The organism is Sphingobacteriaceae bacterium GW460-11-11-14-LB5, assembly GCA_002151545.1.
In the GTDB taxonomy this organism is placed as follows: domain Bacteria; phylum Bacteroidota; class Bacteroidia; order Sphingobacteriales; family Sphingobacteriaceae; genus Pedobacter.
The window spans coordinates 4,568,390-4,581,196 of record CP021237.1; the positions used below are offsets into that span (position 1 = coordinate 4,568,390).

Annotated in this window: 12 protein-coding genes; all 12 read left to right on the plus strand. The window is 39.3% G+C overall.

Translation table 11 applies throughout. From position 1 onward, the window contains the following. The first annotated feature begins 29 nt into the window (after positions 1-29). Positions 30-968: a phosphate acyltransferase PlsX gene (locus tag CA265_18350; GenBank protein ARS41507.1), complete on the plus strand. Its 939-nt coding sequence runs from the start codon at positions 30-32 to the stop codon at positions 966-968. An 18-nt stretch (positions 969-986) separates the two neighbouring features. Continuing rightward, positions 987-1,985 carry a 3-oxoacyl-ACP synthase gene (locus tag CA265_18355; protein ID ARS41508.1) on the plus strand — a complete coding sequence of 333 codons (999 nt, stop codon included), beginning with the start codon at positions 987-989 and terminating at the stop codon, positions 1,983-1,985. Positions 1,986-2,102: 117 nt separating this feature from the next. After that, positions 2,103-2,579, plus strand: coding sequence for an acetyl-CoA carboxylase, biotin carboxyl carrier protein (locus CA265_18360; GenBank protein ARS41509.1), 477 nt, complete (start codon positions 2,103-2,105; stop codon positions 2,577-2,579). Between the two features lie 106 nt (positions 2,580-2,685). After that, on the plus strand, positions 2,686-4,026 hold the full coding sequence (locus CA265_18365) for an acetyl-CoA carboxylase biotin carboxylase subunit (GenBank protein ID ARS41510.1): 1,341 nt from the start codon (positions 2,686-2,688) through the stop codon (positions 4,024-4,026). Positions 4,027-4,199: 173 nt separating this feature from the next. Further along, positions 4,200-5,387, plus strand: coding sequence for a hypothetical protein (locus CA265_18370; GenBank protein ID ARS41511.1), 1,188 nt, complete (start codon positions 4,200-4,202; stop codon positions 5,385-5,387). 119 nt (positions 5,388-5,506) lie between these two features. After that, positions 5,507-6,388 carry a twin-arginine translocase subunit TatC gene (locus CA265_18375; GenBank protein ARS41512.1) on the plus strand — a complete coding sequence of 294 codons (882 nt, stop codon included), beginning with the start codon at positions 5,507-5,509 and terminating at the stop codon, positions 6,386-6,388. Between the two features lie 45 nt (positions 6,389-6,433). Next, entirely contained in the window at positions 6,434-6,871 is a 438-nt protein-coding gene (locus tag CA265_18380) for a ribose 5-phosphate isomerase B (GenBank protein ID ARS41513.1), read from the plus strand. Positions 6,872-6,898: 27 nt separating this feature from the next. Further along, positions 6,899-8,533 (plus strand): peptidase, encoded by a 1,635-nt coding sequence (locus CA265_18385; GenBank protein ID ARS41514.1) that lies wholly within the window; start codon positions 6,899-6,901, stop codon positions 8,531-8,533. 103 nt (positions 8,534-8,636) lie between these two features. Continuing rightward, positions 8,637-8,846 carry a hypothetical protein gene (locus CA265_18390; protein ID ARS41515.1) on the plus strand — a complete coding sequence of 70 codons (210 nt, stop codon included), beginning with the start codon at positions 8,637-8,639 and terminating at the stop codon, positions 8,844-8,846. Between the two features lie 38 nt (positions 8,847-8,884). Then, entirely contained in the window at positions 8,885-9,235 is a 351-nt protein-coding gene (locus CA265_18395; GenBank protein ARS41516.1) for a hypothetical protein, read from the plus strand. A gap of 140 nt (positions 9,236-9,375) precedes the next feature. Beyond that, a complete protein-coding gene (locus tag CA265_18400) occupies positions 9,376-10,761 on the plus strand; it encodes an iron-sulfur cluster-binding protein (protein ARS41517.1) in 1,386 nt (461 codons plus the stop codon). 30 nt (positions 10,762-10,791) lie between these two features. Then, positions 10,792-12,768, plus strand: coding sequence for a dehydrogenase (locus tag CA265_18405; GenBank protein ID ARS41518.1), 1,977 nt, complete (start codon positions 10,792-10,794; stop codon positions 12,766-12,768). Positions 12,769-12,807 lie beyond the last annotated feature (39 nt).

Here is a 12,807-nt window from a genome sequence, read left to right on the forward strand (position 1 = left end):
ACCTGACTTAACACAAACAGATTTTTTCTATGAAAATAGGCCTCGACATAATGGGCGGAGACTATGCTCCCAAAGCAATTGTTTTGGGAGCAATAGCTGCTCATCAATCGCTTAACGCTGGAGAGCATTTAGTTCTTATTGGCGATACCGAACAGATTAAACCCATTCTTGCAGAAGAAGGTTTTAATCCAGATCATTTTGAATACGTTCATACTGATGAAGTAATTGGTATGGGCGAACATCCCACCAAAGCAATCGTTCAGAAACCAAATTCGAGCATAGCAGTTGGTTTTAACCTTTTAAAAGAAGGTAAAATCGATTCTTTCGCAAGTGCTGGTAACTCTGGAGCCATGTTGGTTGGCGCAGTTTTTAGCGTTAAAACCATCCCGGGCATTATCCGCCCTTGTTTATGTACCATTCTTCCGAAAATTAAAGGCGGCACGGGCTTACTGTTAGATGTAGGTGCAAATGCCGACTGCAAACCCGATATTTTATTACAATTTGGCGTTTTAGGCAGTTTATATGCAGAAAATCTTTTGCAGATAAACGATCCGAAAGTAGCCCTGATGAATATTGGCGAAGAAGATGAGAAAGGAAACATGTTAAGCATGGCTACTTTTCCGTTAATGAAAGACACCAACCTCTTCAACTTTGTTGGTAATGTGGAAGGAAGAGATTTATTTAACGATAAAGCCGATGTAATTGTATGTGATGGTTTTACCGGAAATGTAATGCTAAAATTAGCAGAATCGTTTTATGTACTGACCATTAAAAAGGGACTTAAAGATGAATTCTTCGATCGTTTTAATTATGAACAATACGGTGGAAGTCCGGTTTTAGGTGTTAACGCTCCCGTTGTTATCGGACATGGAATTTCTAGTCCGTTAGCTGTTAAAAATATGGTTCTGCAATCCAGGGAAATGATCACCACAGGATTAGTAGAAAAAATTAGAATGGCATTTAAATAATTTATTAAAATTCTTAAAATGAGTAAAATTCACGCTGCTATTACAGCAGTAAATGGTTACGTTCCCGACTATGTGCTTACAAACGCAGAGTTAGAAACCATTGTTGACACTTCGGATGAATGGATTACCAGCAGAACGGGAATTAAAGAACGTAGAATTTTAAAGGGAGAAGGTTTAGGTACTTCCGATATGGCTGTTCACGCTGTAAACGGTTTACTTAAAAAGAGAGGAATTGATGCAAAAGAAATTGAACTGATTATCTTTTGCACCACTACTCCTGATTTTACTTTCCCTGCAACAGCAAACGTTTTAGCTGATAAAATCGGTGCTACCAATGCCTGGGGTTACGATTTACAGGCCGCTTGTTCTGGCTTTATTTTCGGGCTTTCTACAGGTGCATCGTTCATCGAATCGGGAAGACATAAGAAAGTTTTAGTGGTTGGTGGCGATAAAATGTCGTCAATCATCAACTACGAAGACCGTACAACCTGTATCATTTTTGGTGATGGTTGTGGTTGTGCTTTATTAGAGCCAAATGAAGAGGGTTTTGGTATTCAGGATTCTATCCTGAGAACAGATGGTGCAGGAAGAGATTTCTTAGGCATGAAAGCAGGTGGTTCGGTTATGCCGGCAACACACGAAACTGTTGATGCCAGATTACATTTTGCACACCAGGAAGGCCCAACAGTATTTAAATTTGCGGTAACCAATATGGCCGATGTTGCTGCCGAAATTATGGAACGCAACAGCTTAACTGCTGATGATGTGGCATGGTTAGTACCTCACCAGGCGAACAAACGCATTATCGATGCTACTGCCAACCGCATGGGCGTTACTACCGATAAAGTAATGATCAACATCGAACGTTACGGAAATACAACCAACGGCACAATTCCTTTATGTTTATGGGAATGGGAAAGCAGACTGAAAAAAGGCGATAACATCGTTTTGGCTGCATTCGGTGGTGGTTTTACCTGGGGTTCGGTATACCTTAAATGGGCTTACGACACTAACTAGTCAGAAGTCCTTAGTCCGGAGTCCGATTAATGGCCTTCAGCAATAAAAAAATAAAACAAAAAAAGTATAACTTAGTTAATTCAATAAACACTATTTTTTACATAACTAGCCTAAAAAATGGATATCAAACAAATACAGGAACTGATTAAATTTGTTTCTCGTTCTGGAGTAAATGAAGTTGCTATTGAGCAGGAAAACTTCAAAATCACGATCAAAACAAACCAAGCACCAACAGTTGTGCATGCTACCGTACCACAGGCTCCGCTTGTACAGGCTGCTGCCCCTGTTGCTACAGCTCCTACTGCTCCGGTTGCAGCTACACCTGCTGTACCAGCTGCAGAAGACACTTCAAAATACTTAACCATCAAATCTCCGATGATCGGTACTTTCTACCGTTCGGCTAGCCCAGACAAACCAATGTTTGTTAATGTTGGCGACGAAATTAGCACAGGTAAAGTAGTTTGTATTATCGAGGCAATGAAACTTTTTAACGAAATCGAAAGTGAAATTTCTGGTCGTATCGTTAAAATCTTGGTTGATAATGCTTCACCAGTAGAATACGATCAACCGTTATTTTTAGTAGAACCTATTTAAAGATTGACGTCACCCTGAATTTATTTCAGGGTCTTCTTTTTAAATGGATGCTGAAATAAATTCAGCATGACGATTATTTTAAAACAGAGACGAAACGTAAAAAATTATGTTTAAAAAAATACTAATTGCCAACAGGGGTGAAATCGCTTTGCGTATTATCCGTACCTGTAAGGAAATGGGCATCAAAACGGTTGCTGTTTACTCTACCGCAGATCGCGAAAGTTTACACGTACGTTTTGCTGATGAGGCTGTTTGTATTGGCCCCCCTCCTAGTAAAGATTCTTATTTAAATATTCCAAATATTATCTCGGCTGCAGAATTAACTAACGCCGATGCCATACACCCAGGTTATGGTTTCTTATCAGAAAATGCTAAATTTTCTAACATTTGCCGCGAGTACAACATCAAATTTATTGGTGCAACACCAGAGCAGATCAATGGCATGGGCGATAAAGCCTCTGCAAAAGAAACCATGAAAATTGCCGGTGTACCAACCATTCCAGGATCAGAAGGTTTGCTTACCAGCGTTAAAGAAGGTATTGCAATTGCAAATGAAATGGGCTATCCGGTGATCCTAAAAGCAACTGCCGGTGGTGGTGGCCGTGGGATGCGTGTGGTTTGGAAAGACGAAGATTTCGAAAATGCATGGGATAGTGCCCGTCAGGAATCTGGTGCCGCCTTTGGTAACGATGGTTTATATTTAGAGAAATACATTGAAGATCCACGCCACATCGAAATCCAGATTATCGGAGATCAGTTTGGTAAAGCCTGTCACTTATCAGAACGCGATTGTTCAATCCAACGCCGTCACCAGAAATTGGTAGAAGAATCTCCTTCTCCTTTCATGACCGATGAACTTCGCGTAAGAATGGGCGAAGCCGCTATTAAAGGTGCAATGGCCGTAAATTACGAAGGTGCTGGTACAATCGAGTTTTTGGTTGATAAACACCGTAACTTCTACTTCATGGAAATGAATACCCGTATTCAGGTAGAGCACCCGGTTACTGAAGAAGTGATTAACTTCGATTTAATTAAAGAACAGATTAAAGTTGCTGCCGGAATTCCGATTTCGGGTAAAAACTACTTCCCTGATATGCACGCGATTGAGTGCCGTATCAACGCCGAAGATCCAGCAAACAACTTCCGTCCTTCACCAGGTAAAATCACCAATTTCCACTCTCCGGGTGGCCATGGTGTTCGTGTTGATACACACGTTTATGCTGGCTATTCAATTCCTTCTAACTACGATTCGATGATTGCTAAATTAATCTGCGTTGCACAAACGCGCGAAGAGGCAATCTGTACAATGGAGCGTGCTTTAGGCGAATTTGTAATTGAAGGGGTGAAAACAACCATTCCTTTCCACCTGCAGTTGATGAAAGATCCAAACTTCAGAGCAGGAAATTTCACTACGAAATTCATGGAAACGTTCGAATTTTCAGAATAATAAAAGTATTTCTATACTTAATCATACAAGGAGGCTATTCAAATCATTTGGATAGCCTTTTTTATTGCTTTAGATTTCAACTATTGCCGGATAAACGCCTGATAATTAATATTTAACGCCAATGCTGTAGCGTTTAATTAATTCGCTACGTTTAATAACAAAACACTCCAAATATGAAAAAAAATCTAATTAACGCGTTACTCCTCCTACTTGTTTTCGCTGTATTTACAGGATGCAAAAAAGACGAGTATGAAATGATACAGATCGCAAAAATGATTTCTGTTCAGCAAATGAGGGCATTGCCTGTAGGGATGACCAAAGCTATTCCTGCCAAAAGAACCGGAAAAATATACATTTACAACGATTATCTTTTCATTAATGAGCCCAACGAAGGTATTCATATCTACAACAATGCTAATCCGAGTGCTCCTGTAAATATGGGCTTTCTAAAAATTCCAGGAAATGTAGATTTAGCAATCCGTAACAATATCCTTTATGCCGACAATTTTATTGATTTGCTCGCTTTTGATCTCTCCAACATGGGCAATATCAAACAAGTTAAGCGAGTAACTGATGTTTTCAATCAATTGGGTACCACCGGCGCTCAAAAGTATATTTACATCTATAAAGACACGTTGGTAAAGAAAGAGACAAGTAAAGTATATTATAATGACGTGGTCGCTAACAGCAGTAGCTCTTCCGGTCAAGGGGGATCGATGGCCAGGTTTACCTTGATGGATGATTATTTATATACTGTTGGTATCAATAATTTAAGTTTATTTGACGTTAAAACAGCATCAAATCCAACTTTTCTGAAGGTAATTAATTTAGGTTGGGGTGTCGAAACCATTTTTCCTTACGAAAATAAATTATTTATAGGCACCAATAGAGGTATGCATATTTTTAGTGCTACCGATCCGGCCAATCCTGTTCAACTCTCTACCTATAGCCATGTTTTTGCCTGCGATCCCGTGGTTGTTCAAGGAAAATATGCTTACGTTACTTTACGTACAGGCAATACGTGCAGGCAGGCCAGCAATCAATTGGAAGTGGTAGATATAGAAGATCCCACCAAGCCTAAACAGATTGCGGTTTACCCTATGCAAAATCCTCATGGCCTAAGCACCAGTGGTAATTATTTATTTCTATGCGAAGGTAACTATGGAATAAAGAGCTTTAATATTACCGATAAAACCAAAATTGGCGACAACATGTTGCAGCATTTAAGTACTATTAAAAGTTTTGATGTGATTGCTGGTCCTAAATCCTTAATCGTTACAGGAGAAGATGGCGTATATCAATTTAATTATAACGATGCGGCAAAATTAAGGCAACTCAGCTTAATTAAAGACCAACTTTAAAACTACTGCCATAGCTGGGTTCAATTTTTGCAGTCATTTCTCATAATAATATAAACTATTTCTATATTTAACACGTAAATACCATTCTATTCAAATAGAATGGTATTTTTGTTTTCAACATGAGCGACACTAAAAAAACTTCACTTACAAAAGCTATCGGGCAAAAGAGCACCACCTTAGAGGCAGAAATGTCTTTTTTCGATCACCTGGATGTTCTCCGTAAACATTTAATCAGAGCCGTAATTGCCATTGCCGTTTTTACGGGTATCGCTTTTTACTTCAATGAAGAAATTCTGGATAAAATAATCTTCGGACCTAAAAAACCAGATTTCTGGACCTACCGCATGATGTGTAAACTGGTGGAGCATTTTCCATCATTGGGTAAGGATATGTGTATCACCAAAATTAATGGTGAAATTATTAATACCGAGATGGCTGGACAATTTAACCTCCAGCTTAATGTTTGTGTAATGTGCGGTATTGTGGTTGGTTTTCCTTATTTATTATGGGAAATCTGGCGTTTTATTAAACCAGCCTTACACGAAAATGAACGCAAATCGGCCAGTGGTTTTGTATTCTTCGCATCGGTACTTTTCATTGTTGGTATCTTTTTCGGATACTTTGTGGTATGCCCATTGTCAGTTAACTTTTTAACGGGTTATACGGTAAGTGCCGAAATCAAAAATACATTCACAGTAGATTCCTATCTATCATCTGTTGCCACTTTAACTTTAGGTACAGGGATTATCTTCGAACTTCCGGTTATTATTTTCGTTTTGTCGAAACTTGGGTTGATGACACCAAAGCTGATGAGATCAAGCAGAAGATATGCCGCGGTAATTATTCTGATTATTGCTGCTATCGTTACGCCAACACCTGATATTATGACGATGCTGATTGTAGCTACGCCATTGTTCTTACTTTATGAGCTGAGTATTTTTGTTTCGGCCTATATAGAAAAAAAGAAGAAAAAGGCTGATGCTGCTTTCTATGCTAACTAACAAAAACATTACGAATAGATTTTATAATTCTCTATAAATTTGACAATGTCTGATACAAAAATTAAAATTGCTATTGGAGCGGATCACGCCGGGTTTGAATACAAAGAAATATTAAAAGATTTTTTACAGGATTACGAAGTAAAAGATTTTGGTACATACTCAGAGAATTCTGTTGATTATCCGGATTTTGCCCATCCGGTGGCCTCTGCAGTAGAAAACGGAGAATTTACTTACGGAATTTTACTTTGTGGATCAGCCAACGGTGTAGCCATTACGGCTAACAAACATCAGCAGATCAGGGCAGGTTTATGCTGGGAAAATGAAGTTGCTTCATTAGTGCGTAAGCACAATAACGCAAACATTTTATGTATCCCGGCAAGATTTGTTTCAGCAGAACAAGCCAAAGAGATTACCACAACTTTTTTAAGCACTGAATTTGAGGGCGGCCGTCACCAGAACAGGGTTGAAAAAATTTCGTGTTAACCAGAAACTTAACTAACTATTATCATAATGAACAAAAAATTTTTAACCCTTGGCCTGGTATCGCTTGTTACCGCAAGTTGCTTTAGCCAGGTAAAGCCCCTTATACCGAATAAGGATGCTATAAAATTCAGTAAGGCCATTAGTCCTGAAAATGCATACAAACATCTTTCAGTACTGGCTTCAGATGAATACGAAGGCCGTGAAACGGGAACAAAAGGCGCCTGGATGGCTGCTGATTATATCCGCGATTATTTCAAATCTTTGGGTTTAAAAGCACCAGTAAATGGCAGTTATTTCCAAAAAATTGATTTGGTTAACGTTACATTGAAAGAAAGTCAGGTAACAGTAAATGGTCAGCCTAAAGAATACCAGAAAGATTATTTAGTATCACCCAGCTTAATCAGCGATCAAGGTTTTACTTTCTCGGCCAACGAACTTGTATTTATTGGTTATGGTTTAAAAAAAGACAACTATAACGATTTTTCAGGCACCGATATTAAAGGGAAAGTGGTTATCATGTTCAATGGTGGAGACCCAACCATAAAACCGGGTACAAGAATTGATAGAGCAGCTTACCGTGCAACACTTGAGGCAAGGGCAAAATATTTTGCAGAAAACAATGTTAAAGCCATTATTCTGATCGATCCGGCAGTGGATAGAATAACCGAAAACACGAAACAAACCCTTAAAAATGGTAAGGTAATGGTGAAAACCAATGCCGCTATCGAAGCGCAAAAGCAAAACGACATTCCACGAATCTCGATATCGGTTGCTTTAGCCAACGAATTGTTAAAGGCATCGAATACTACCGTTGCAGACCTACAAAAGAAAATAGTAGATAGCCAGGCTCCTGCCTCACAGGTATTGAATGTACCTTTCTCTGCTAGTGCAGCCAAAACAGAAACACCAGTTAGATGTGAAAACGTACTGGGTTATTTAGAAGGTTCTGATCCGGTACTTAAAAAAGAAGTATTGATCTTAACCGGCCATTACGACCACATTGGACTAGAAACAGATCCGAATGCTAAAGATAAAGTAAACAACGGAGCGGATGATGATGGATCAGGAACTACCGGCGTTTTATTAATGGCAAAAGCATTTACAGATGCTAAAAAAGCTGGAAAAGGTTCTAAACGCAGCATCCTTTTCATGACGGTTGTTGGTGAAGAAAAAGGTCTTTGGGGCTCTGAATGGTATTCGGAGCATCCGGTTTTCCCTGTCGAAAATACTATTGCTGATTTAAATACCGATATGATTGGCCGTACAGGTGAAGAATATTTAGGCAAAGCAGATTCAGCAAACTACATTTATTCGGTAGGTTCGAAAATGTTGAGCAGCGATTTAGCCAACATCAGCGAGCAGGTTAACGCAACCTATACCAAAATGAAACTGGATTATAAATACGATGATCCAAAAGATCCTGAGCAAATTTATTACCGTTCAGATCATTACAACTTCGCGAAATTAGGCATTCCGATCATCTTCTATTACGATGGAATGTTGCAACAAGATTACCACAAACCTGGTGATGAAGTAAGTAAAATCAACTTCCCGCTTCTGGCGAAAAGAGCAAAATTAACTTACTTTACCGCATGGGAATTAGCCAACAGAGCTAAACGTCCCGCAGTAGATATGGATGGAAAAGGTAATCCAAAGAAATAATAATTCTAAATTTAAGTCCCGATCTAACATCGGGACTTTTTTATGCTTAATGATGTAGCTTTCTATTTCAAGATTAAAATGTTATTTTTGATAAAACCGAGTTATGGATCAGTTGCATATTTTAGAAAAAATTAAAATGATCCCTGTTGCCTATCAGCAAGAGGTAGAAGACTTCATTGATTTTATTTTACAAAAGAAAGTAAAGAAAAAAGATGAAGAAAAAACCAAAAGGAAACTTGGCCTACTGAAAGGAAAAATGAAAATGAGTGATGATTTCAATGCACCATTGGATGATTTCAAAGATTATATGTAGTGAAAAAGTATTTGCTTGATACCCATGTTTTGCTTTGGATGTTGGATGACAATATTGCATTATCTAAAACGGCAAGGAAAATCTTAGAAGATTCAACTACCCAAATCTATTTAAGCATAGTTAGTTTATGGGAAATCACAATAAAACAGTCTCTGGGCAAGCTACAATTAGAATATTCATTAGACGAACTTATCAATTCTTGCTACGCAAGTAATATTACCATTCTTCCTATAGATTACGGAACATTAAAGATACTTAAGGCTTTGCCGTTCCTACATCGCGATCCATTTGACAGGATTATTATCGCGACGAGTATGGAATTAGGTTTAGACCTTATTTCCAGTGATGAAATAGCTAAAAAATATACCACCAGAATTATCTGGGAATAGTCTATTCAAAAAATAACAATTTTCGTTGTATTACTTTTCTAAAATAAAATCGACATGGTTTCCTATCTTTGATGTGATAACGAAATGGTTAAAAACTAAAATCAGTTAATATTCGTTACCCTATTACAAAATAACTATTGATGAATATTGCCGAGGAATTTTTAGAGAAATCTGACGAGAAAGCTTTCGATCTACCGCATCGTAAAACCATAAATTATAATATTGGTAAATATAATGCAGCTGTTGAACGCGGTTTATCAAAATTCGAAAATTTAGAGGCATCTAAAAAAAAGGCACACGTAATTAAATGGCGTGTAATGGAAAACCTCGATAAATTCCTGCCAGAGTTCGAATCAAATTTCCAACGGCGTGGCGGTAAGGTAATCTGGGCAAATGATGCCGAAGAAGCTCAGCAGGAAATCCTCAATATCATCAAAAGAAACAACGGTAAAACGGTTATCAAATCAAAATCGATGACTACCGAGGAAATCCACTTAAACGATTTTCTGGAAAAGAACAACATCGAATCTTTAGAAAGTGATCTGGGCGAGTACATTGTTCAATTGCTTGGTCAGGCGCCATATCATATTGTTACCCCGGCCATGCACCTGAGTGCAACAGATATCGCCCAATTGTTTCACGATAAATTTGGCACACCTATCGATGCTACGCCTCCGCAGCTGGTACAAAAAGCAAGAGAATTACTCCGCGATAAATACCTGAATGCCGATATCGGTATTAGCGGCGGGAATTTTTTAATTGCTGATACGGGAAGTATTGCCTTAACCGAAAATGAAGGCAATGCACGTTTAAGCACCACATTTCCTAAAATCCATATTGCGATAGTAGGCATCGAAAAGGTAATTCCTTCTATTGCCGACCTGGATCTGTTCTGGCCTTTACTGGCATCGCACGGCACCGGGCAAAACTTAACGGTTTACAACACCATTTTAAGTGGTCCTCGCCAGCCCAATGAAACCGATGGGCCGGAAGAAATGTATGTGATTTTACTGGATAATGGGCGTACCAATTTATTAGCCCAAAAAGACCAGCGCCAAGGCTTATACTGTATTCGTTGTGGTGCATGTTTAAATGCTTGTCCGGTTTATAAAAATATTGGTGGCCATACTTATAATACAACCTATAGTGGGCCAATCGGTTCGGTTATCACCCCGCATTTAAAGGGTATGGAGGAGTTTAAACATTTAAGCTATGCATCCAGCCTTTGTGGCAAATGCTCGGAAGTATGCCCGGTAAAAATCGATATTCATAAAATGCTCTTACTTAACCGTAGAGATGCTGCTGCAGGGCACGAAAATGGCAAAAAGGAGGAAATTGGCTGGAGCATGTTCAGCAGAATGATGCAAAAACGCAAATGGATGGATTTCTTTGGTGGGAAGTTTAAAAACTTTATGCTCAAAAGGTTCTTCAAGAAGAGCTGGGGTAAATACCGGGAGATGCCTAAAGTTGCCGATAAATCTTTTGCTAAACAATGGGAAGAAATGAAAAAAAGTAAGGAATCTTAAGTTAAGGCTCATTAGTCAAAATAACCAGATATGCAATTTAAAAGAGGTGATAAAGACGACAAGTTCTTACTGAACTTATACAGAAGATTACTTTACCCTCGGATGGTTGAAGATAAAATGCTCAAGCTTTTGCGTCAGGGCAGAATTGGTAAATGGTTTTCGGGCATTGGCCAGGAAGCCATTGCAGTGGGCAGCACTTTAGCCATGCAAAGTGATGAGTACATTTTACCCATGCACCGCAATTTGGGTGTTTTCACTTCACGTGATATTCCTTTAAAAAAATTAATGGCTCAATGGCAAGGCAAAATTACCGGTTTTAGCAAAGGCCGCGACCGCTCCTTTCATTTCGGTACGCAAGAATATAAAATCATCGGGATGATATCCCACCTGGGTCCGCAGATGGCCTTAGCCGATGGCATCGCGCTGGCGGATGTTTTACGCAACCAGCCCCACGCTACTTTGGTTTATACCGGAGAAGGCGCAACCAGCGAAGGCGATTTTCATGAGGCGGTAAATGTTGCCGCAGTTTGGAATCTTCCCGTTATTTTTCTAATTGAGAATAACGGATACGGCCTTTCCACTCCAAAATCAGAGCAGTTCAGATGCAAAAACCTGGTGGATAAAGCCATTGGTTATGGCGTAGAGGGCATACAGATCGACGGGAATAATATTTTAGAAGTTTACGATACCATCAACCAACTGGCTATGGAAATCAGAAAAGATCCAAGGCCGGTTTTGGTAGAATGCCTTACTTTTCGAATGCGTGGACATGAAGAAGCATCAGGTACTAAATATGTTCCGCAAGAATTATTTGATGAATGGGAAAAGAAGGATCCGTTGAATAATTATGAAGCGTATTTAATTGAGCAGGGTGTTTTAACACCGGATACCGTTATCGACATCAAAATCCAAGTAAAAAGAGATATAGAGCTGGAAATTGAAGAAGCTTTTAACGAGGATGAGCCGATAGCTAATGCTGATCAGGAAGAGACCGATATGTATTTCCCATACAGGCAGCAGGTTATTCAGCCCGATGAATCTTCAACTGAAAAAAGATACCTGGATGCGATAACAGATGGACTGGACCTGGCCATGCAAAAGTATCCTAATCTGGTTTTAATGGGACAAGACATTGCTGATTATGGTGGGGCTTTTAAAATTACAGATGGTTTTACAGCCAAATATGGCAGAGGCAGAGTGCGCAATACCCCAATTTGCGAATCGGCCATTGTCGGTGCAGGTTTAGGCCTGTCTATAAATGGTTATAAAGCAGTTGTAGAAATGCAATTCGCCGATTTTGTAACTGTAGGCTTTAATCAGATTGTGAATAACCTGGCCAAAACACATTACCGCTGGGGCGAAAAAGCTGATGTGGTGGTGCGTATGCCTACAGGTGCCGGAACAGGTGCTGGTCCATTCCACTCACAAAGCAATGAAGCCTGGTTTACCAAAACACCAGGGTTGAAAATCGTTTATCCAGCTTTCCCCGAAGATGCGAAAGGTTTACTGCTTGCTGCAATCGAAGATCCAAATCCAGTGCTCTACTTTGAGCATAAATACCTTTACAGAAGTTTAAGCGCTCCTGTTCCTGATGGTTATTATACGACAGAAATTGGTAAAGCCGTTAGGCTTGCTGAAGGAGATAAATTCACGATTATTACTTACGGACTGGGCGTACACTGGGCTTTAGATTATATGGAGCAATATCCGGAAAGTGGTGCTACATTAATTGACCTACGTACATTACAGCCCTGGGATAAGGAAACTGTAAGCGCAGCAGTTAAAGCAACCGGAAGGGTTTTAATTTTGCATGAGGATACCTTAACAAATGGTTTTGGGGCCGAGCTATCTGCCTGGATTGGCGAACACTGTTTCGCTTATCTGGATGCTCCTGTAATGCGCTGTGCGAGCTTAGATACCGCCATTCCAATGAGTAAAATATTAGAAGAAGATTTTCTAGCTAAAGCAAGACTAGCCGAAACGATTGATAAATTATTGAAATATTGAGAAGGTTAATTGTATAAACTGTTCAAATCGGTTAATTGC

Bases quoted from the DNA above. Each gene is read 5' to 3' on its own strand.
- CA265_18405 (ARS41518.1), top strand. From the start codon at position 10,792: ATGCAATTTAAAAGAGGTGATAAAGACGACAAGTTCTTACTGAACTTA.
- CA265_18380 (ARS41513.1), top strand. From the start codon at position 6,434: ATGTCTGATACAAAAATTAAAATTGCTATTGGAGCGGATCACGCCGGG.
- CA265_18390 (ARS41515.1), top strand. From the start codon at position 8,637: ATGGATCAGTTGCATATTTTAGAAAAAATTAAAATGATCCCTGTTGCC.
- CA265_18360 (ARS41509.1), top strand. From the start codon at position 2,103: ATGGATATCAAACAAATACAGGAACTGATTAAATTTGTTTCTCGTTCT.
- CA265_18400 (ARS41517.1), top strand. From the start codon at position 9,376: ATGAATATTGCCGAGGAATTTTTAGAGAAATCTGACGAGAAAGCTTTC.
- CA265_18350 (ARS41507.1), top strand. From the start codon at position 30: ATGAAAATAGGCCTCGACATAATGGGCGGAGACTATGCTCCCAAAGCA.
- CA265_18370 (ARS41511.1), top strand. From the start codon at position 4,200: ATGAAAAAAAATCTAATTAACGCGTTACTCCTCCTACTTGTTTTCGCT.
- CA265_18365 (ARS41510.1), top strand. From the start codon at position 2,686: ATGTTTAAAAAAATACTAATTGCCAACAGGGGTGAAATCGCTTTGCGT.
- CA265_18375 (ARS41512.1), top strand. From the start codon at position 5,507: ATGAGCGACACTAAAAAAACTTCACTTACAAAAGCTATCGGGCAAAAG.
- CA265_18355 (ARS41508.1), top strand. From the start codon at position 987: ATGAGTAAAATTCACGCTGCTATTACAGCAGTAAATGGTTACGTTCCC.
- CA265_18395 (ARS41516.1), top strand. From the start codon at position 8,885: ATGTTGGATGACAATATTGCATTATCTAAAACGGCAAGGAAAATCTTA.
- CA265_18385 (ARS41514.1), top strand. From the start codon at position 6,899: ATGAACAAAAAATTTTTAACCCTTGGCCTGGTATCGCTTGTTACCGCA.